We start from the raw sequence: 19,639 nt of genomic DNA on the forward strand, positions 1-19,639 counted from the left end.
TCATAAAAAAACGCGAAGTCATAGTGGCTTCGCGTTTTTATTTGACTTACGTTTATTGCTTTATCGAGAGAACAAACGTCTTCTTCTGCGCATATTAGAGCGAAGCTCTGTGCGTTTGCCTGACAGCCAACTCTCACGGTTCACGTTTGCTTCGCTGCCGCGGCGCTTCTCTTCAATGCTTCTGAAGTTACAAAACTGCGTGTAAGCATCGAGGTCTTGAGATAGGTCCTGAATCACCAACTCAATCATAATGGCATCGTCAACATAGCCCAAGCCAGGGATGTTATCGGGGATCAAATCATGAGGCTCACTAAAATAAGCTAATGACGTAAGAATTTCAGCCTTTTCGCTTTCTGGCATTTGCCATTCAGGATCTTCAAGGGCATTAATCAGCGTTTCGAGCGAGTTTAGCCGAGTTCTAACAAAATCCGGCAGGCTTGCGCTTTCCATTTCACCGCACACAGCCCTTGCTTTTTCAAGCACCTCTTTTGGCGAATACTCACTTGCCTTGTCACTTGCGACTTTCATTAGCGCTCTAAAGTGCTCTAAGTCGGCATCTGAGAGCTCAAAACTGATTTCTATACTCATTTTTTGGTCCGTTGTTTTTATTAGTAAGCTAACATTAAAGAGCTACCGCGATTCTGTCAATCATGATCTTAATGGATATCCTTGTTTATTCATGTTTGAATCGAGCAGGTTAATGTCTGTCGCAAACCATAAATAAGGGTGTTCAAGCTTGACAAAAGAAGTTATTAATCAAAACTCGCAGCCGAGCGAAACACGCTCATCCTTGTATGAGAGAGTCAGCAACAAAGTTAAGTCACTCAGTTTAAACAGCTTAAAACCGGACCTAAATAAATATAACTTTTCTCAGCGCTGTTACTTCGCCGGTGCACTGCTGTTGCTGCTTGATTATCTTTTTGTTGACGGTTTGATATTCATTGTGTTTTTAATTGCGCTCGCAGGGCTGGCGCGAGAGCTCAACGGACTTTTTCTTAAGCTATGGCAATCTAATATCGGAAAAAGCCTCATTCTAGTGCTTTACGTTGGGGCAGCGAATGTAGCCTTGGCCTTTGCTGCGGTGCAAATCAATCAAATATCGGGAATTGAACCGCAGCCATTTATTTTTACAATGGGCTTTGCCACGCTCGTCCTAACACCATTTTGGGTAGCGATTGCCAGCGTCTTGCTGCTGTCGTTTGCAATTATTCTCATCAATTTGTGGCTGTTGCTGTCAGTTGTGGTCAAAATATTTGGGATCAAGCTCAAAGCACATTGGGAGGACGAACATCGGGCATGGCTGACTATGGTATTGAGACTTATTCTAGTACCCATAGTTTGCGCAGGCTTAATCGCACTTGCTATTCCCTACCTTGTCCCTTTAGACGAGAACAATGAGTTCAAAATGGCGTTTAATCAAAATACGACTGAGCAGCTTGTTGATGCTGATATCTTAAGCATTTCCATCGGTAATGAAGCTATGGAAAATAAGGAGCGCGTTGACTTTGGCTTCTTCGAAATGAATGAGGATGACATGCATAAACACCATCAGCTCAGACGCCTAATTGCGCACTTCATGTTTTATCTCGAATCTTACGAATATTCTGCTTGCACAAAAGCGGATGAACAACATAGCGTCATCATAAACGAAGATCTCATATTGTTGATTACAAAAGACAGTGAGCAAGTGTATGGATATCGCTATGAAGTGGCTCCTTGTGAGCCGGCATTTAAAGCGCCAATTGAAAGCGATAGTGGCCAATAACGCGATTAACATCAAAAATGGTATGAATTTGCTGCATTTTATGTGACATTCTTTGCATAGTATCCGAACGATCATTCAACAACGTTTATGCAAAGCTTTTCATTCAAGCGCGCTGTACTGAAAGTAGGTAGCGCGCTTATCTCTCCTGACGGACAGGGTTGCAGTGGCGAATATGTGTTGCCCATTGCCAAGTTTATCAGCGACAGTCGCAAACAAGGTAAAGAAATTATCTTAGTGTCGTCTGGCAGCGTGGCTGCGGGGCGCTCTCAAGTAAAATCTCGGCAACGCCCAACTGTCGCTGAAAAACAAGCCATGGCGTCAATTGGTCAAACGCAGATGATGGCAAACTGGGCGCGATTTTTCGACTTCTCTTGCGCGCAAATGCTCATAACCATTGACGACCTAAACGATCGCCGGCGCTATATCAATTTTAAAAACACCCTGAACGCGCTGTTAAGTAATCAAGCGCTACCCATCATTAACGAAAATGACACCATTGCAGTTGACGAAATCAAAGTGGGTGACAACGATAATCTTGCGGCTCACGTTGCGCTTGCTACACAAGCCGATACCTTAATTATTTGCAGCGATGTAGATGGTCTGTTTACCGCAAATCCTCGCATCGACAGCAGCGCAAAGCTCATCTCGTATGTTGAAAACATTGACGAACATACGCTTTCTCTAGCAGGTGATGCAGGTTCTAGCCTAGGTACTGGCGGCATGGTCACGAAACTGCAAGCTGCACAAAAGTGCACGAAAAGCGGCGTTCAAACCATGATTGTGAGCGGCTTAAAGGCCAGCGCTTTCACCCACCTTGCAAATGAGCAGTGTCCAGGCACCTTATTTGCGGCAACATCTAAAGCCTCAAGCGCGCGAAGGCATTGGTTAACGCACACAATAAAAGTAAAAGGACAAATTATTATTGATGAAGGCGCTTACAATGCGCTTTTAAACAAAGGTGCATCGCTTTTAGCCGTGGGGATCACGCAAGTGTGCGGTCAGTTTACAAACAACGATGCAGTCGAAATTTGCTTTGAAGGCAAAGCAATTGCAAAAGGCATTAGCGCCTATTCAGCACAAGAACTTGGGCAGATTCTGGGCTTAGGCAGCAAAGAAATTGAAAGCACATTGGGGTTTCACTATGGCGAAGAAGTTGTGCATCGTGATAACTTAGTGAGCATGTAGAGCCAAAAGCGAAACGCTAGATGCCAATGACTTCTTTTACCTCAATTTCACTTTTTACCCGTTTAACGCTGGCATTGTGCTGTGTGTTTATTGTTTCTATCCAAGTAGTTGATGCAAAGAACAATACATTCTCAAACTATGGCCCTCGAAGCTTCCCCGATACCGAAAAATGGACCGCCATTGTCGCTGCTTATGAGCCTGAAATTAAAGCGATTAAAGCAGCCTTTGAAGCAGCAGAAGACGTGCACATTAACGAAACCGTCTCAATAAAAGGGGTGAAATACCAGCTTGGCACATACAAAGGCGAGCCGGTCATTATATTTACGACTGGGATCAGCGTACCCAATGCCGCAATGACGATGCAAATGGCGCTTGACTATTTCCCCATCGATACGGTGATCATGATGGGTATTGCAGGCGCGATAAACCCTGAGTTTGAGCCCGGTGATATTGCTATTCCAGAGCGTTGGTATTTTCATGACGAGTCGGTGTATGTGAATCCTGATGAAACTGGGTCAAAATACATTCTCCCAGTTTACTATGAGCAGGCATTAGCGCGTTACAAGGCGCGAGAGAAGGCAGACCCTCATGCACCAAAATACCAGAACTTCGGCATTATTCACCCCGAAGAAATGAGCATTGTAAAAGACGGCTGGGATAGCCCGCGTCAAATGCCATATTTTGAAGTAACGCCACGTTTGCTTTCACTTGCTGAAAAAGCGTCGACCACGATTGAGCCGATTACGCTGCCTTCAGGCAAGGCCATTAATATTGCGCTTGGCGGCAATGGCGTAACGGGTTCAGTATTTGCCGACAATGCAGAGTATCGAGTATGGCTTCAAGAGGTGTATAGCGCGCAAGTCACTGAAATGGAGTCGGCTGCGGTAGGGCAGGTGTGCTTTGTTAATGAAGTGGATTGGATCATCATCCGCTCAGTGAGCGATTTAGCCGGTGGGCAGGAAGGGCAAAACGACGAAAACGTGTTCGACGCTATAGCCTCAGGCACAGGCACCAAAATGATGATGGGTTTATTGGATCAGTTGGTGGTTGCTTCGATGGCCAATTTGAAAGATCATTGATTATGACGACACATGAAAAGAAAAAAGGCACGGTAATGACTAATCCACCTATAATATTAGTTAAAACCTGGTATGAGTTACTAACCCAATCAGACGATGACGCTTCAAAAGAGCATGCAGAGCGCATGCTGATGGGCGCGTTTGGCAGTCACCAAGCGATATATGATTATCTTAAGCAACATAAGATTATCGATTAAATCTATAATGTGTGTTTAGTGTTAGCCGTAAAATGCGGATATTATTAAGCCAAGGATAGCGCAATGGACATGTCTAACTTACCACGAGTGACGTCAGTACGCTTTTTTCCTACGGGCGTGATAAACATGCGCCATAGCTCTTCAAACGGCAGTAACGGCGTTTTTGCCATATCCGAAAATAAGCAGCACATTTGGTTTGCCAGTGCGTCTAAAATCACTCAGTACGCCATGCCCGATAAGTTCGACAATCCTGCCAAGCCCGTTTCGCAAGTAGAGATGCTCAAATATGAAAGTCATGTTGATTTAAATCAACTTCGAGGCAAGCGCGTGGATCTTGGCAAATTGCCCGCCAATCAGCTTCGTATTGTTGGCTTACTGGAATTGCAAGGCAAGCTGGTGGTCAATTTTGTTGCCTATTACGACACCAGGCAGTTGCCCCAAACTACTATCGCATTTAGGGTGGCGACTGATTTAAAAAATAGCGCAATTGACGGACCATACACGCGCGAGGGGCGAGCAAGGCGAACAGGCGCCATGCATCATATTCCAAAAGCCTATCAAAGTACCTTTGGTGGCGAAGCCATATCGCTCGCCGGTAAAGAGTCCATTGCCTCACGTTACGATGTTGGCCCAAGTATGCAGCCTTTTGATTATTCACAATTGCGCGAGAACAAGGGAGCAGTTTCGTTTGACGCTTTACCAAGTATTGGGAAAAAGTCGCGGATGTTCTATCCGCGTGAAGATTTAAGTAAACAAAGCTCCGACAGCTTCAAAGACTTTCACAACCGCCATGAGTATGCGGGCCTGCTTGACCGCAGTAACCGAAGTCGAAACATCCTCGAAAGTAATATCACTATCAAAAAACCCGACGGCTCAGATGCTAACAACGATTGGTGGAATATTGAAAGCAAAGCCTTGTTTGCTTTTCCCATTGCGGGCACGCGCACATACTTAGTAGGAGTAAATGTGACAGGCGCTTTTAAGGAGCCTCGATGGAAGGGAGCGGCGACGTTACCCGATGACACTAAAATTGCCGTAGGTAATTCAAAAAAAGGCGAAGCTTATAACTATAAAGAGCGGGGCTTGGTGTATAAGCGCAGGCAAGAGTGGCGCTATAACCTTAGAACGAATCAATACAGGCTGGTGGATATTGTTGGCGATGGTTACGGCGATATTATTCAAGGTAATGCCATTGTCCGTTTGTTTTACTTTGACCTCTTGGATTTACAAAAGGTAAGCAAAGGGGAAAAAGACGCGTGGGACGTCTACCCATACGCAAGCAATTATATGTGGGGCGTTGATGTAAGCATGTTTGTGGGCTGGCCTAAGCGAAGAGACGGCAACGCTTGGCTTCAGGGGCGGGCACCTGGCTCCATGCATTTTGACTATGAGCGCAACAAAGCGTATTTCTCAATTCAACGCGCCGCAGGCTATAAAACCCAAATTTGCCCCTTGTTAGTCGAAGCAGAAATGGCAATAACCCTCAACACCGACGAGTATGAAGCGCCGGAAATTGAACTCTACGGCGATGCGCCAGCAAGCATAGGTGACAATATCTACATTAATGCGCTTGTGACCGGTGGCAATAAAGGCAATCATCATCAATACCAATGGCGTCAATTCAAAGGCGATCGCGCACCCTTTAGAGTACTCTCTCAATACGACATTGAGGTACAAACACAAGGACTTGCGGCACAAACACTAGGCTTTGAATTTGAAGTGGACGATGGTGTGAAGCGGCACTTTGAACGCACTGAGGTGGGAGTTTGATGTGACCAAGAGTGCTGGCGCTTATGCGATTGCCTACAGTCCCATCGTATTGCTTAACATCATGAAGATACTTTGTGCGCTTTTATTTATATCGTAAAAAATACCAAATCTACTCGTATTTTCTTCTTAAAAATACCAAAAATGCCAAATTTCAAGTCGAAAAAAATACCAATTGCGCTAGTATAGTATGTCTGTCATTTATAGAGCTCTTTGTATTGAATATCTTTTTCAGAAACTATGACTCATATTTTATCGAGTGGAAAAATTCGATAGATAGAAAGCCTATTTTGTTGGCAGGAGCACGACAAGTTGGTAAAACAAGTTCCGTAAGAAAGTTTGGCCATGAAAACTATAAGAGTGTATTTGAGCTGAATTTTATGCGCGATCATCAAATTCTTTTATGAAGATGCGCCAGAAATCCATCTGATTGCTACGGGATCTAATGTTGGATTGTTTAAGAATTACCCTGTAGGTAAAACCGAAAGGATCACAATGTATCCTATGACCTTCAGGGAGTTTTTGGTGGCAACGAACAACTCAATGCTATTAGAGTTTGTCGATACACCTGACTATTCAAAAGTGCCTACTGTAGCGCATAACAAATTAATTGATTTAGTTAGTGATTATTGGTTTGTTGGCGGAATGCCGGAAGCTGTAAAAGCATGGAATTCATATCCCGATATTGAACCATTAAACCGGATTAAAGCGGTCGAAAAAGTCAAAGCAAATCTATTGGTGGATTATAAAAATGATTTCGGAAAGTTTTCCAAAGAACACACTGCAACAACTTTGAATATAAAACGCGTATATGAAGCAGTAGCAGTCAAGATGGCTGAAATTGAGGATAGTACTACTCCAAAATTTAAGTTCAAAGGTGTGTTAGGGAACACAAGTGTGAGCTATGAAGATATTGTTGCGCCGGTAGATTTTCTCGAATGCCTAAAGCTGATCCATAAAGTTTTTATTTTAGATGGTATGAACAGCAGCTTTAACATGAGCTTTCAAAAGAAGGAAAATATGTTCAAACTGCTACCCCATGATGTTGGAATTTTGACAAGTATGATTGGAATGACATATCAAAATATCAAACAAGGAAAAGATGCTTATAAAGGGTTTATAGCCGAGGCCTTTGTCCTAAATGAGCTGGTGAGTAGCATGGTTTTCCCTGACGAAGAAAATGAGCTATGTTGCTTTAAGCGAGGGAACTCAATGGAAATTGAGTTTTTATTAAAGTCATCGGAAGGTGGATATGTCCCGATAGAAGTTAAGAGCGGAAAAAGTAAGCGTTCCATTTCGTTGACAAACTTTGTCGAAAAATATAAACCTCAAAGAGCGTTCAAGTTTTCATTCCGTCATGTTGAGAATAATCCTGAAAGAGTAGTGCAGCACCTGCCTATATACAAAGCAAGAGCCACCTATGCTGAACACTTTAAGCATGGCGATAATATTGAGTTTCGCTGAATCAAAGGGTTCTCTTTGCAAATCTACAGCAACACAGAGTACACTTAAGCTACCTACCGGCTATCTTGCCTTATTCATATGGTATTCGCCTAATTTGCATTCATGTATCTGTCTTTTTTTTCAAACTACTTAAGGCCATATAAGCCACAATTTGCCCTTGTACTCGTGCTGATGGTATTTGAAAGCATTGTTAGCCTTGCCATCCCCTTTTTTATTGGACAGTTTGCAAGTTCAGTGTTGCAGGAGCCATCGCCTGGCAGTTTTGCTTCAAGCTTTGGGGTAGACTTTTCAAGTATTGATTACAGCGTGATTGTGGGTATTTGGCTGGCCTTGATTGTGCTGCAGTCGCTTGCGCGTTTTCAAATTGGCTTTCGCGTCAATATGGTGGGTGCGCGCATACTCACCAACCTCAGTTGCAGGCTATACGATCATGTGCAAATGCTGCCTATGGATTACTTCTCAAAGCGCAAAAAGGGCGAAATACTCTCGCTCATTAGCAATGACGCAAACGTTATCGCCTACTTTTTATCGGGTGTGCTTACCGGGCTAGTGCCAAGCTTGCTGATTGCCGGTGGCGCCATTGTGTTAATGGCCAATATCAATTGGCAACTTGCGCTTATCATTGTGCTCAGCGTGCCCGCCTTTTTTGTGCTGCTAAAATTTTTAGGACGAAAGATAAGGCCGCTATCAGAGCAAATTACGCAACAGCAAGCGGGCATTGTGTCGATTGCTGCTGAGAACTTCTCAACTATTAAGCTACTTAAATCCTTCAGCAAGGAGCAAAGCGAGAGCCGTAAATTTAAACAAAATGCCCACGACATGCTGGCGCTTCGTAAATCGCAGTTTAGAATTCAGGCGCTTATCTCGCCGCTTATTCAAATGCTGATATCCATTGGTATTGTGCTTGTTGTGTTAGTTAGCGCGTTAAGTTATCGCTCTGGTGACTTAAGTATTTCGCAGCTTATTACCCTATTGATGTACGGGCTATTGTTTGCAAAACCCATGAGTAATTTGGCCAATATGTATGGGCAGGTGCAGCAAGCTATGGGCGCATCAAACCGCATTATTGATGTATTTAAAGTGTCACCTGAGGCTGACGACAGCGGCAAAGACGTGCTGGAGTACAAACACGGACACATTCAACTCGAACAAGTCAGCTTTGCGTATGACGATGCTAACACCGCTTGTGAAGGTCGCGTATTGCTAAAAGATGCATCAGCGCAATTTCTGCCCAAGAGCGTCAATATTATTGTTGGCGCTAACGGCAGCGGCAAAACCACGCTCATGCATTTATTAATGCGTTTTATCGAGCCAAAGTCAGGCGCTATATATATTGACGGGCAAGATATATCGCAGTGCACGCTTCGCTCTTTGCGCAAGCAAATTGGCTTAGTATCTCAAGATGTTGCCTTAAGCCACGGTAGCATATTCGACAACATCGCCTACGGACAACCCGACATTAGTTCAGAACAAGTAGAAGCAGCCGCCAAAGCAGCGGGGGCCCACGCCTTTATCCAAAGCCTTGAAAACGGTTACGATACGCATGTGGGCGACAATGGCGTGCTGCTATCGGGCGGACAACGTCAGCGAATATCACTTGCGCGCACCTTGTTACTTGATTGCAAGATCATTATATTTGACGAGCCTACCTCGTTTGCAGATAGCTTGGGTAAGCAAAGCTTTGCAGATTTACTGATGAACGAGCTGAAAGAGCATACCGTGATTGTAGTTACGCATGATGACGATTTAAAACAACTTGTGATAGAGCAAAGTGGTGACAATGCATCACTTAACGCTATCAAGCATAAAGCGAAGGGCAGTGTATTTGCATTAAGTGAACAAAGCCTGAAACTTATCCAGTAGTCGAAACGTTTAGCGTATTACTTGTTATACTTAGCACAACCTGACACTAAAATAGGGAAGAAAATGTTGGAAAAGAACACGGAAATTACTGTCAATCAAAACGCACTCGTGCAAAAAGTCAGTGACGAGATGGTGATCTTAGATTCAGAGTCGGGCCAGTACTACACACTAAATGAAATGGCCACCAAAATGCTTGAGCACGCACAATCGGGTAAAACGCTGGGTGAAATTGTGCTTAGCATTTGTGACGAATACGACGCCAGTGAGCAAGAGGTAGAGCAGGATCTAAAAGACATGATTGCACAACTTTTGGATAAAGGACTGGTGCGCGCAGCCTAACATGCTCAAGCAGCTTAAAATTCTCCTTCGAGGCTTTACTCGCTATAATCCACTGATGCTCCTAGAGGCGATGCGCGACCTACATCGATGGGACAGGGTGCTTAGTGAAGAAAGTTACGAGAGCTATAAACACGCGCTTAAAAACCCAAGCGAAGATACCAAGCAAAGTAAACATACCCTTGCCACTATACGCGAACTGCATCGACATTTGGATGCAGTAGTACGCCATCACAACAAAGATATGAACTGTATGCGACGCTGCTTAGCCCTAAAATCGATGATTGAACGCAGAGGCGAGCAGTGTAAGTTGCATATTGGCGTTAAAATGGATGCAAGCAAACCATCACCGCTTGCTGCCCATTCATGGATCACCTACAAAGGCGTGCTTATAAATGACAGCGCCGACGAAATTGCCCAGTACAAAGAAATTACCAATGAAGAATTTAGAATGGCTTGGTAGCAAAAAGGCGAACTGATCCATTTGGCATAAAAGCGCTAGAAATTTCTCGTAAATCCGTTATATTCATCACAGTGATGTGCCTATTCACGAAACTAACATGCTGATACGTCACACTCTGGCAAGCCATTCAGCATTGAAGTAATTATCTTTCATATCAGTGCATGCTGGTATGTTCAGTTATGTTGCAATATACAGACAGTATGCAAGGTTAGAAGCTTTTGGTAGACTAGCTTTGATAAAAATCAGGCACTTAAGTAAGTCTAAGAGGAAATGTTAAGTGAAAGGATTAGTACAGCAAGCCAAAAACGCCTCCAGTATTGACGTTTTCAGTCGCACATCCACATCAATAATGAACACATCAACCCTGAAAGCTAGCGCCATTTCTTTAGGTCTATGCCTAGGAATGTTAGCCAGTTCAACAGCTTACGCTCAAGAGCAAGGTGTAGAGTTTGGTGCTGAAGCTCGTGTAGTATTCGACGATAACATCTTTCGTGAAGTAGACGGCGAGTCAGATACGATTTTTGAAGTATTGCCGACGATTGGTTATGTGGGTTTATACGGCAAACATAAGCTTACGGCTGAGTATGATGGTAAGTATGCGTTGTATACGGATAATTCGGATGTGAATTATGCGAATCATAGGGCGCGAGGACAGTTAGACCTTGATCTAACAACCAGATGGAATGCTCGTCTTGGTGTTTTGGTGATTGATGAAGTGGAAGAGCCAGGCCTCAATAACTTTCAACTCAATGGTGCGGAAGAATTCACTGAGTTTGATAGTGTTCGCTTAAGTGCCGAAACCTCTTACGGTCAGCGCCAGAGTGCAGGGCAGTTTGTCTTTAAGTACGCAAATCAAAGCTTTGATTATGAGAATAATAATCAGGCCTTTCGTGATAGAACAATAGACGAATTGACAGGTACATTCTTTTGGCGTGTGTTTCCTCGCTCTCGCGTTATTTTTGAAGTGCGTTCTTTGATGTCTGATTCGGACAACATCGTTGGTTTCAACCAATCCTTTGACCAACTCAGCTACCTTACCGGATTAACGTGGGAGGCAACCGCTAAAACGGAAGGGGAATTCAGGATTGGTTATCAGAATACTGAGTATGATAATCCTCTTATAGACGATTTAGACGGATTAAGTTTCTTTTTAGACGTTGACTACAAGCCTGACAGCGACTCCTTAGCAAACTTAGCTATTTCGAGAACTACTCGCGACAGTGCCGAACTAACACTTGCTGGCCTCGAAACTACGGACATAGTTTTGAGTTACAAAACGCCACTTGCAGGTAGATTTGCAATGGAGGCTGAGTATTTGTATAGATTAGATGACTTCGATGGCGCATCGAATCGAAGCGATGATACAAATCGAATTAAAGGTCAGCTCTTGTACGATGCATATAATTGGCTAGAGGCATATGTTGGTGTGGAGTATTTGACTCGTAGTTCAGACCTAGAAATCTTTGAGTATGACAACACTCGCTTTTTAATTGGTGTGGAAATTTTATTTGATAACTAGAGTCGTAAACAAACAACTCATTGTAATAAGTTATCGAAGGGTGAAAAATGAAAATAAAGGTTCGGTTTATAGTTCTCGCGCGAAGTGTAGTTTCAATTTCTTACATAATGCTCTTGCTCGTTATGGGATTGCAAATAGCTCAGGCGCAATCCGAGCAACAGTATAAGTTGTCAACAGATGATGTGCTTTCGGTCGCTGTCTTTAACGAGCCTGACTTAGACGTAAACGAGGCCAAAATTTCTGAAAATGGAACAATCTCTGTTCCATTGCTTGGGCAAGTTGCAGTTAAAGGCTTAACCGTTAATGAAGCAGAAACTTATCTTACAGAGCTTTTTTTGGCAGACTATTTAAAACAACCTCGAGTCACGGTAAACATTGTTGAATTTCGTCCCTTCTATATTAACGGGGAAGTCGACGAACCGGGTAGTTATCCATATCGAACTGGTATGACAGTGCAGATGGCAATTACGATTGCTGGTGGATTTACGGAAAGAGCCTCAAGAAGTGCGATATATTTATTGCCCGAAAATAGCGAAACAGCGCCCGTTCGAGTAGAGCTAAATGCTGAAGTCCAGCCAGGCGATGTAATTACGGTCGAAGAGAGTTTCTTCTAATTTAATAAAGAGCGATTTAACAAATGGATTTACAGTCTTTAAGGCACCCGGATAACCATTCCGGACAAGAGAGAACAATTGACCTCGCTCAGTATTGGAGAACAATCAAGCGTTCAAAGTGGTTGATAGCTTTATCGATAATGATCTTTTTAGGTCTAGGCTTTGCTGTGGCGATCACGTCCACACCTATTTATCAGGCAACATCAAAGATTCTCGCTGACCCTCAGCAGCCATCCGCTAATAGGGATGAGCAATATATTGCGTCGGCTTTAGTCTTTTTGTTTTATGAAACGCAATACGAAATTATTCAATCTAGAGCCATTGCGGAGACTGTAGTTGATAAGTTAGGTCTGGTAGAAAGATATCGACAAGAGCAGCGAGAACTAGCGAATGAACCATCATCACTTTTTTCTTTTCAGGAAATTAAAAAAGAAATAAAGGCGCTTATGGGTAAAGAGGGCGAGACAGCAACAAGCGCTGAATTATCTGATGAAGACCTTAGGGTAATGCTTGCTACAATGATTCAAGCAAACATAATGGTAAGCGGCGGGAAGCAAAGCCAAATAATCAATATTAGTTATGAGGATAAGGATCCGCAGCTAGCAACGGATATAATTAATGCGGTAGCGACCGCATATATTCAATTTGGCCTTGAGTCTCGCCTTGGCGAAGTTAAAAATACAGAGGCATGGCTCTCGGAACAATCTGCGGATTTAAAGGCCCAGTTAACCGCGTCTGAAAATAAGCTTCAGGAATTTAGGATGCAACAGGGTATCATGGACTCTGATCTGCAAGAAAGAGATTCAAATGTACGTATTCAGAATTTAAGTAATCAACTCTTAACAGCTCAAAGTAACTTTTCTGAGAAAAAAGAATTATATGATGAAGTAAGTTCTTTACCTGAGGGATCTACCGCATTTTATTCTCTGACGCCAGTACTAGATAATCGAACAACAGGCGACCTCGTAAAAGAGGAAGCACGTCTGCAAAGCCGCGTAAACGAGTTTTTTCAACGGTATAAAGAAAAACACCCGAAAATGATAGCTGCCAGAAGCGAACTTGAGAGCGTTCAGACAAGCCTCAATCAGGAAATCGCTAAAATTGTAGAAAGAATCGAATCAGATTTCAGATTAGCGCGTCAACAGGTCGCCAACGTTCAAAGGTTACTCGACGAGGAAAGAAATAGCATTCAATCGCTACAGGGCTCAAATTTTACTCTCACGGCGCTAGAGAGAGAAGTTGAAAATAATCGTAGAATCTATGAATCATTCTTAAATCGACTAATGGAAACAAATATAAAAGGCGATTTCACGGCGTCTAATGTTCAAATTATAGACACTGCAACAGTTCCTCAATTCCCTGTCAAGCCAAACATTACTCTTATTCTTGCTGCATCAATAGTCTTAGGGGGATTCTTTGGTGTTGTAATTGTTTTCTTGAGAGAAGCAATGCACAACACGTTTAGAACGCCAGAAGCAATCGAAGAGCAACTCAAATTGTCTACACTCGGAATGACTATTAAATTAGCAAAAAAGGAAGTCACACATATTCCCGAATTGCATTATCTGCAAGATTCTCGTTCTGTTTTTACAGAGAGCATTAACACTATAAGAACTGGATTGATGTTCTCGAATATTGATAACCCTCCTCGGTCTATCTTAGTTACTTCTGCGACAGGTTCCGAAGGAAAGTCGACGCTTTCCATGAATCTTGCTGCAGCCTATGGAAAAATGGGAAAGACTCTTCTTCTTGAAGTTGACCTGCGAAAGCCAAGTGTTGCCAAGAATTTAAAAGCGCCTCCTCGCTCCGGTCTCACAGACGTTTTAGCAGGCAGCTTAGATTTAAATGAGGCTCTCTTGAAACCAAGCGAGCACTCGGATTTTAGAGTTCTCACCTGCGGAACAATACCTCACAATCCTATTGAAATGCTAACATCCGACAGATTTATTAAAGCTCTTGATGCTTTAAAGAAACAGTTTGATTACATCATCCTTGATGGACCCCCAATCCTGCCAGTTAGCGATTCAACTATCCTTGGCACTAAAGTTGATGGTGTTGTACTGGCGGTGAGAGCGGAGGAAACAAAAATCAAAGCAAGTGCTGAAGCATTGCAAAGGCTTAAACGATTAGAGGCAAACGTCATAGGAGCAGTTCTTACCCTTGCTGAACCACAAAAGATGTCGTACTACGGCGATCATTACTACGGTGGCGAATACTATGGGGTCGAAGAGAAAAGCAGTGCTGCGGCATAGATAACTGCATCCTGTGTTGAGTATCACTCAAACTTGGTGTAATACATCTTCAATGTGTAATTGATGGCAATGAATTGCTAGCTTAACATACGCTTTGAAAAAGACCGTGGTGTTAAAATGTCAAACCTTCCGCATAGATGAACATAATTATTAGAGTAATATTTTTGCTTTGCCTTTTTGCCATCCTTTTTTGGACTGTCAAGCTTTTAGTCGTAGAGGTATTAGCAGCTGCTCCATCACACTACATATCGTCTTCCGCCCATTCGGACTTCGCATCGGAAAAAGCTAAAAATTATCGAGAGAGAGTTTTAAAGGCTATCGGTTTAAGTAATACCGATGTTCGTTTGAAACGGTTGCTAGTAGAGTATGATAATGCTTTAGTTGAAAATGATTGCCAGCAAGATGAACAGCCCAGCAATTATCATTTGGACGCGGCGATTTCATTAGAGCCAAGCAATCACTTCATTAGGACACTTATTGCAAAAAATGCTTGGTGCAATTATCTCCGTAACAAAACAAATGAAAATCTAACTGTTTATAAAGCGACTCTTAACTCGGCTATTTTTTTTGGGCGATATGAAGAGTACACGCAACACCACTTGTTGTTAACTGCGATCGAAAATTGGGATTTGTTCGAACGCAACTTAAAAGCAAATATCATAGAAATGAGCATCCATGCCCTAAAATTCCATCATGGTTTAAAGGAAGACATCGTCGATGCTATTGTACGAAATAATTTGTCGGGAGAGTTTCTTCCTCATGTTCCCCAAAATTGGCAAAAAAGAAAGCTAAAAAATGTAATGACCGAGCGGTATGAACACTAAAAATCGAGACTTTGATGCTTCCAAGGTGATTACATGTATTGGAATATTTGCTTTAGTGTGGTTTCAAGGAGGCGAGCAATTGTGGCAGTTCGCCATTTTTTCCATCTTCGTTATAGTATCTTCCATCATTAATGTGCTCAGTATCGATGATCGCGGCATTAACAACATTAAGATGCTAAAAATACCCATGTGTATTGCCTCGCTGTTCTTACTTTACCTGATTCTTTATTTGGCTCCGCTTCCGTCAAGCCTTCTAGAGTTGACGGCCGAGGGTTTTGATACAGGTAACTTAAACAAGTCAGTAATACCTTCCACATACACAGTTTCTCCGTTCTTAACCTCGGTAGCGATATTTAAGTATATTATTTATGCCCTCTTCTTTTTAAATTTGTTTCACTTGTATAAACAACTAGAAGAATTGATCAGTTTCCTTAGATATATATATGCTTGTGGGTGTCTATTTGCATTGTATTCACTAATTAACCACGTAAGCGATGGAGGATACGAACTTTTTCCGGCCTTAGAACCGTGGGGAACTGATTGGTCAGAAACAATAAGGGGAACATTTAGCTACAAAAATCACTTTGCCGCGTTTTTGCACTTGCTTATTCCGATAGGTTTTTACCTCGCATACCTTGAATTCAAATACTATAAAGTAGAAGGCGATAGGGTAGCCTTTAACAAAGGTATGCTCATAGTAATAAACCAAATATTCTTTGTTTATTTAGTAATCGCGAGTGGCTCTAAAGGTGGATTTCTTCTGTTAGTGGCTTTCCCGCTCCTAATTCTAAGCTTATGCGTTATAAAGAAACTAGTAAATTCTCGTCTTCAACTGTGGATTAAAACTTTGCTCGTTGTATCGATACTAACAGCATCAATGCTATTAAGTTCCTCTGCACTTAATTATTCACAAGGTGAGCAGTCTCTATCAAACGGGCGAGATTTTATGTACACGAGTATGACGTCTATTATCGCCGAACGCCCAATATTTGGAACAGGCCCGGGTACATACGAGATTTATCAAAATAAATACAAAGACAAACGCTTAACCATTTCCAGAAAATCAATAAGAGCACATAATGAATATCTCGAGCTTCTGACAAACATAGGTATAGTTGGATGTTTCTTAGTTGCTTGTTTATTCGTCAGTTTATTGAATGTCAAAGCTAAAGTACACGGCGAAAAGCATTCCATCGCGCACTACTGCAGCGAGGGAGCGTTACTCATTATTCTTATTTATGCTACGTTCGACTTTGTATTGCAACTTCCCGCAATAATGGTCTTGGTCCTATCGATGATGGTTATGTATATTCGCAGCGGTATAGATCCAGTCAATAAGTCGATTGGTTTAAGCAGAAACTAGCGACGTTCAGAAAATCTAATTTGATACCCTGACTAAGCTTTCACTCTCCTGCTATGGTTTTTCTGTCGCTGTTTGAGCTTCGTGAAGCTCTTCTGGCAGCAGGTCAGCGGTGCTTTCAATCCATACATCAAGCTTTGAAGTGTCCTTCAAGGAGCCCTCCGCCAATGGCTCGCAATTGTGTTTTTTCCAGTTCGCCCTGTTCATTGCGTTACTATGGGGATGAGTCTTGTTTATTTGTCCTATGAAATTAATTTGAGGCCATTTCGGAGGTTCGGGGATACATTCTCCATTGTAACTTAACCCCCAAAATGTCGATCGAACGGCCGAGCGCGGTCCCCTTGATTCTCTGCCACCGCTATTCCAAATTCTAAATGGATCGCCAACATGAATGTTGCTAAATAAGTTTTCATAAGGAGCATTTCTATGATGATCAAAATTAATAGCTTTTCCTCGACCGTTTTTGAACACATTTCCATGAGCAAATCCTTCTACAGAGATATCATGCACAAATTTAGTATTAATCTCGAAATTGTCGAACACACATTCTTGGGTGTGGTTCTTTGCCCACAGTGCATGATGACCTGTGAATTGCTGCTTTCTATCACTAATAATCGAAACGTTTGAAATGTGACAATGCCTTGCGCCGAAAACAATCAAGCCATTATCGGCATTGTTAATTGTCACATTTTTTACTTCAGAGTTTATTGTATGCCTAATCATAATCGCGTTGAAACCCTCTTCGTGAAGATGGCGACGTTTTTTGACCTTGGGGAATTCGATGTGAATATTTTTAATGATGACATTCTCAGCGCTTGACGAATAACTCCACAGTGTAGGTTTCCAATCAAGGTCAATATCGGTGCGCAGAGGCCGGTCAATATGGAGTTTATTAGACTCAATTTTATTGACCTTAAATATAGTGTCTATCATGTATTCAAATTCGTCTAAGGTATCTTCGCCAGCTTCAACACCATTATGGATATGGAGCCCTAATTCTTCTGAACTCTCCATCGTAAGTCGCAACAGTTGCCCAATGCGGAACTTACTTGAATCAGTAACATAAATTATTTTATCTCCCCGCTTTGCGTGCTTCATCAATGATCCAAGTTTCCTTGTTTCTTCTTTCCCCTGAACAGAAATAAACGCATGGCTAAAGGCGTACTTATTAAAACTAGTATCTCCTAGCTTTTCTTCACCAAGGAGTGTGGAAAGTGACATCGGAATATAAATAGTAGGGGGGTTATTCGCATCTCCACTTAGAGTAATATTGCTTTTGGCAATTATAATTTGTTCCGAAACTATGTATCGCCCCGATGGGATAAAAATCTCAGCATTATTAGCAGCTTTTATTGCAAGTTTAAATGCTCGGGTATCATCAACTTTGCCTTCACCTGTTGCCCCAAAGTCTTTTACGTTCAGAGTCTTTCTATCTTCGCGCTTTGGAATGGCAAGCAAGCCGGAGTTGGAAAAATCTGGTAGTCTGCTAGTCGAATTCCACAGTTCCCCCTGTTGTCCCCACAGTTGTGAGTGTCCACTTTTAGCGAGAGTTGTGGTACCTAGAGAAAAACCGAAACAGAGGAGCAAGAGAGCTTTTGTGCACCGCATAAATTTGTCCTGCATTATGATTAGCGAAAACACATTGTAGTGATACATGGTCTCCAAACCACCTAATTGTGGTAGGTAGCGCTTAAGTCCTTAAGTATTATCTCTTGAACTGGAAATGTAGTTTTAATGAATAGTCAATGGTTATGACCATGCCTTATTTGGACAGTTCGTTTTTTTTGACTATAGTACAAGCGCTCGAGATGATGAAAACGACCAAAAGTGCAGTCCCAGTCATTTTAGAACCGAAGATTATTCCCATCATCCCACATAAAACTGAGAAGAATATTAGGTAAGATGCGAGCCTATTTGCAGATGATGTATTCGCTAAAGATAACATCCAGACAATTAACAAGAGTGTGCCAATTTTTCCTGTCTCAAAAAGTGAATGCACAAAAGTGTTGTGTGCGTGAGGAGGGGAATAAGACTGAAATATTTGGTTTGCAACCCCTTCTTCAAGAAAAGAACCAAACCCAAACCCAAAGTATGGCCTCTCCTGAGATCGATACAAGGTGTGTTCCCATATTGTCGTTCGGCCAGAAAGTGTCTGATCATTCGCGCCTCTAGAAAATTTATCAGCAACAGTCGAAGACACTCCATAGAAACCAATTGCAGCGACCGCCAGAATCATAACTGAAATGAGTTTTTTAAATCCCTTTGACTCAACGACGTTTATTACCCCAATAACTAAAATGACAAAAATAGTGAAAGCTCTTGCTTGGGTCGCGAGCAGAGTGATTACAAATATTGCCAATGAAAATAGAATTGTAGTTCTTGACAGTTGCAACCTATAGAAATAAGAAAGGATAATTCCAATACCGCAAAACAACGCTAATCTTTGCTCATGTGCCATTATTCCCTTTAAACGCCAAGCGACGTCCTTATCAGACAGCGCTGCTCCACCAGCTACTGCATAGAACACCCAGGAAAGCACACATATCATTGCGATAGCTTTTATGGTGTTTATGGCAACGTATTTCAAAGGTACTGCAGGTCCAATAGTGCAAGTTAGGATAAATAAACAAAAAAGTGCGCCGTACAGGAAGCTTTGAATGGGTGCTACCGACCAAATTGCGGAGCTTAATAGAAACCCAAAATATAAAAGTGCGGGAACCGTCAGTAGAGTTGTTACGACAGTAATTCTAAAGTTGGTAGAGTATGCAACTCCTACGATATAGAAGACCGAAACGAGCACGCTAAGTAAAAGCTCTGCCCTAAAACCCGCTATTCGCCCAAGTTCAGTCTCGAGTAAGAATGCAATAAACAAAATGCAATATACCTTGAATGCACTTAATCCATTTGTAGTGTCAGCATTGAATGATATTGCTCGCGATGCGATAGCCATT

General features: G+C 42.3%; 17 protein-coding genes. 14 read left to right on the top strand and 3 right to left on the bottom strand.

From position 1 onward, the window contains the following. Positions 1–60 precede the first annotated feature (60 nt). Positions 61–588 (bottom strand): YkvA family protein, encoded by a 528-nt coding sequence (locus PN836_RS20170; RefSeq protein ID WP_395341863.1) that lies wholly within the window; start codon positions 586–588, stop codon positions 61–63. A gap of 148 nt (positions 589–736) precedes the next feature. Here PN836_RS20170 and PN836_RS20175 point away from each other — a divergent pair, with 148 nt between their 5' ends. The 14 genes from PN836_RS20175 to PN836_RS20240 all read left to right on the top strand — a co-directional run bounded on the left by PN836_RS20175 (position 737) and on the right by PN836_RS20240 (position 16,691). After that, positions 737–1,765 (top strand): hypothetical protein, encoded by a 1,029-nt coding sequence (locus tag PN836_RS20175; RefSeq protein ID WP_395341864.1) that lies wholly within the window; start codon positions 737–739, stop codon positions 1,763–1,765. Positions 1,766–1,852: 87 nt separating this feature from the next. Next, a complete protein-coding gene (gene proB / locus PN836_RS20180) occupies positions 1,853–2,950 on the top strand; it encodes a glutamate 5-kinase (RefSeq protein WP_395341865.1) in 1,098 nt (365 codons plus the stop codon). 26 nt (positions 2,951–2,976) lie between these two features. Next, a complete protein-coding gene (locus PN836_RS20185) occupies positions 2,977–4,029 on the top strand; it encodes a purine phosphorylase (protein ID WP_395345760.1) in 1,053 nt (350 codons plus the stop codon). A 35-nt stretch (positions 4,030–4,064) separates the two neighbouring features. Then, positions 4,065–4,226: a hypothetical protein gene (locus PN836_RS20190; protein ID WP_395341868.1), complete on the top strand. Its 162-nt coding sequence runs from the start codon at positions 4,065–4,067 to the stop codon at positions 4,224–4,226. A 69-nt stretch (positions 4,227–4,295) separates the two neighbouring features. After that, positions 4,296–5,996, top strand: coding sequence for a hypothetical protein (locus tag PN836_RS20195; RefSeq protein WP_395341870.1), 1,701 nt, complete (start codon positions 4,296–4,298; stop codon positions 5,994–5,996). 522 nt (positions 5,997–6,518) lie between these two features. After that, positions 6,519–7,457 (top strand): DUF4143 domain-containing protein, encoded by a 939-nt coding sequence (locus PN836_RS20200; protein WP_395341873.1) that lies wholly within the window; start codon positions 6,519–6,521, stop codon positions 7,455–7,457. A gap of 102 nt (positions 7,458–7,559) precedes the next feature. Continuing rightward, positions 7,560–9,320 (top strand): ABC transporter ATP-binding protein, encoded by a 1,761-nt coding sequence (locus tag PN836_RS20205; RefSeq protein ID WP_395341875.1) that lies wholly within the window; start codon positions 7,560–7,562, stop codon positions 9,318–9,320. A gap of 63 nt (positions 9,321–9,383) precedes the next feature. Then, the gene (locus PN836_RS20210; protein WP_395341878.1) at positions 9,384–9,659 is read left to right on the top strand and encodes an HPr-rel-A system PqqD family peptide chaperone; all 276 of its coding nucleotides are present in this window, start codon (positions 9,384–9,386) and stop codon (positions 9,657–9,659) included. Between the two features lies 1 nt (position 9,660). Beyond that, positions 9,661–10,119 carry a lasso peptide biosynthesis B2 protein gene (locus PN836_RS20215; protein WP_395341881.1) on the top strand — a complete coding sequence of 153 codons (459 nt, stop codon included), beginning with the start codon at positions 9,661–9,663 and terminating at the stop codon, positions 10,117–10,119. Positions 10,120–10,396: 277 nt separating this feature from the next. Next, positions 10,397–11,638: an outer membrane beta-barrel protein gene (locus PN836_RS20220; protein ID WP_395341884.1), complete on the top strand. Its 1,242-nt coding sequence runs from the start codon at positions 10,397–10,399 to the stop codon at positions 11,636–11,638. A gap of 122 nt (positions 11,639–11,760) precedes the next feature. After that, entirely contained in the window at positions 11,761–12,252 is a 492-nt protein-coding gene (locus PN836_RS20225) for a polysaccharide biosynthesis/export family protein (protein ID WP_395341886.1), read from the top strand. A gap of 23 nt (positions 12,253–12,275) precedes the next feature. Next, positions 12,276–14,504 (top strand): GumC family protein, encoded by a 2,229-nt coding sequence (locus PN836_RS20230; protein ID WP_395341888.1) that lies wholly within the window; start codon positions 12,276–12,278, stop codon positions 14,502–14,504. A 137-nt stretch (positions 14,505–14,641) separates the two neighbouring features. Next, the gene (locus PN836_RS20235) at positions 14,642–15,328 is read left to right on the top strand and encodes a hypothetical protein (protein ID WP_395341890.1); all 687 of its coding nucleotides are present in this window, start codon (positions 14,642–14,644) and stop codon (positions 15,326–15,328) included. Beyond that, complete coding sequence (locus PN836_RS20240; protein ID WP_395341893.1) at positions 15,318–16,691, top strand: O-antigen ligase family protein; 1,374 nt, start codon at positions 15,318–15,320, stop codon at positions 16,689–16,691. Before PN836_RS20235 ends, PN836_RS20240 begins: the two co-directional genes overlap by 11 nt. Positions 16,692–16,742: 51 nt before the next feature. On the opposite strand, the gene PN836_RS20245 is transcribed toward PN836_RS20240, so the two are convergent. Next, a complete protein-coding gene (locus PN836_RS20245) occupies positions 16,743–18,296 on the bottom strand; it encodes a glycosyl hydrolase family 28-related protein (protein WP_395341895.1) in 1,554 nt (517 codons plus the stop codon). 154 nt (positions 18,297–18,450) lie between these two features. Continuing rightward, positions 18,451–19,638 (bottom strand): O-antigen ligase family protein, encoded by a 1,188-nt coding sequence (locus PN836_RS20250; RefSeq protein WP_395341898.1) that lies wholly within the window; start codon positions 19,636–19,638, stop codon positions 18,451–18,453. Between the last annotated feature and the right edge of the window lies 1 nt (position 19,639).

It is taken from the genome of Ningiella algicola, assembly GCF_028401415.2.
Lineage (GTDB): Bacteria > Pseudomonadota > Gammaproteobacteria > Enterobacterales > Alteromonadaceae > Glaciecola.

Bases quoted from the DNA above. Each gene is read 5' to 3' on its own strand.
- PN836_RS20170 (WP_395341863.1), bottom strand. From the start codon at position 588: ATGAGTATAGAAATCAGTTTTGAGCTCTCAGATGCCGACTTAGAGCAC.
- proB (WP_395341865.1), top strand. From the start codon at position 1,853: ATGCAAAGCTTTTCATTCAAGCGCGCTGTACTGAAAGTAGGTAGCGCG.
- PN836_RS20185 (WP_395345760.1), top strand. From the start codon at position 2,977: ATGACTTCTTTTACCTCAATTTCACTTTTTACCCGTTTAACGCTGGCA.
- PN836_RS20190 (WP_395341868.1), top strand. From the start codon at position 4,065: ATGACTAATCCACCTATAATATTAGTTAAAACCTGGTATGAGTTACTA.
- PN836_RS20195 (WP_395341870.1), top strand. From the start codon at position 4,296: ATGTCTAACTTACCACGAGTGACGTCAGTACGCTTTTTTCCTACGGGC.
- PN836_RS20205 (WP_395341875.1), top strand. From the start codon at position 7,560: ATGTATCTGTCTTTTTTTTCAAACTACTTAAGGCCATATAAGCCACAA.
- PN836_RS20210 (WP_395341878.1), top strand. From the start codon at position 9,384: ATGTTGGAAAAGAACACGGAAATTACTGTCAATCAAAACGCACTCGTG.
- PN836_RS20215 (WP_395341881.1), top strand. From the start codon at position 9,661: ATGCTCAAGCAGCTTAAAATTCTCCTTCGAGGCTTTACTCGCTATAAT.
- PN836_RS20225 (WP_395341886.1), top strand. From the start codon at position 11,761: ATGGGATTGCAAATAGCTCAGGCGCAATCCGAGCAACAGTATAAGTTG.
- PN836_RS20230 (WP_395341888.1), top strand. From the start codon at position 12,276: ATGGATTTACAGTCTTTAAGGCACCCGGATAACCATTCCGGACAAGAG.
- PN836_RS20235 (WP_395341890.1), top strand. From the start codon at position 14,642: ATGAACATAATTATTAGAGTAATATTTTTGCTTTGCCTTTTTGCCATC.
- PN836_RS20240 (WP_395341893.1), top strand. From the start codon at position 15,318: ATGAACACTAAAAATCGAGACTTTGATGCTTCCAAGGTGATTACATGT.
- PN836_RS20245 (WP_395341895.1), bottom strand. From the start codon at position 18,296: ATGCGGTGCACAAAAGCTCTCTTGCTCCTCTGTTTCGGTTTTTCTCTA.
- PN836_RS20250 (WP_395341898.1), bottom strand. From the start codon at position 19,638: ATGGCTATCGCATCGCGAGCAATATCATTCAATGCTGACACTACAAAT.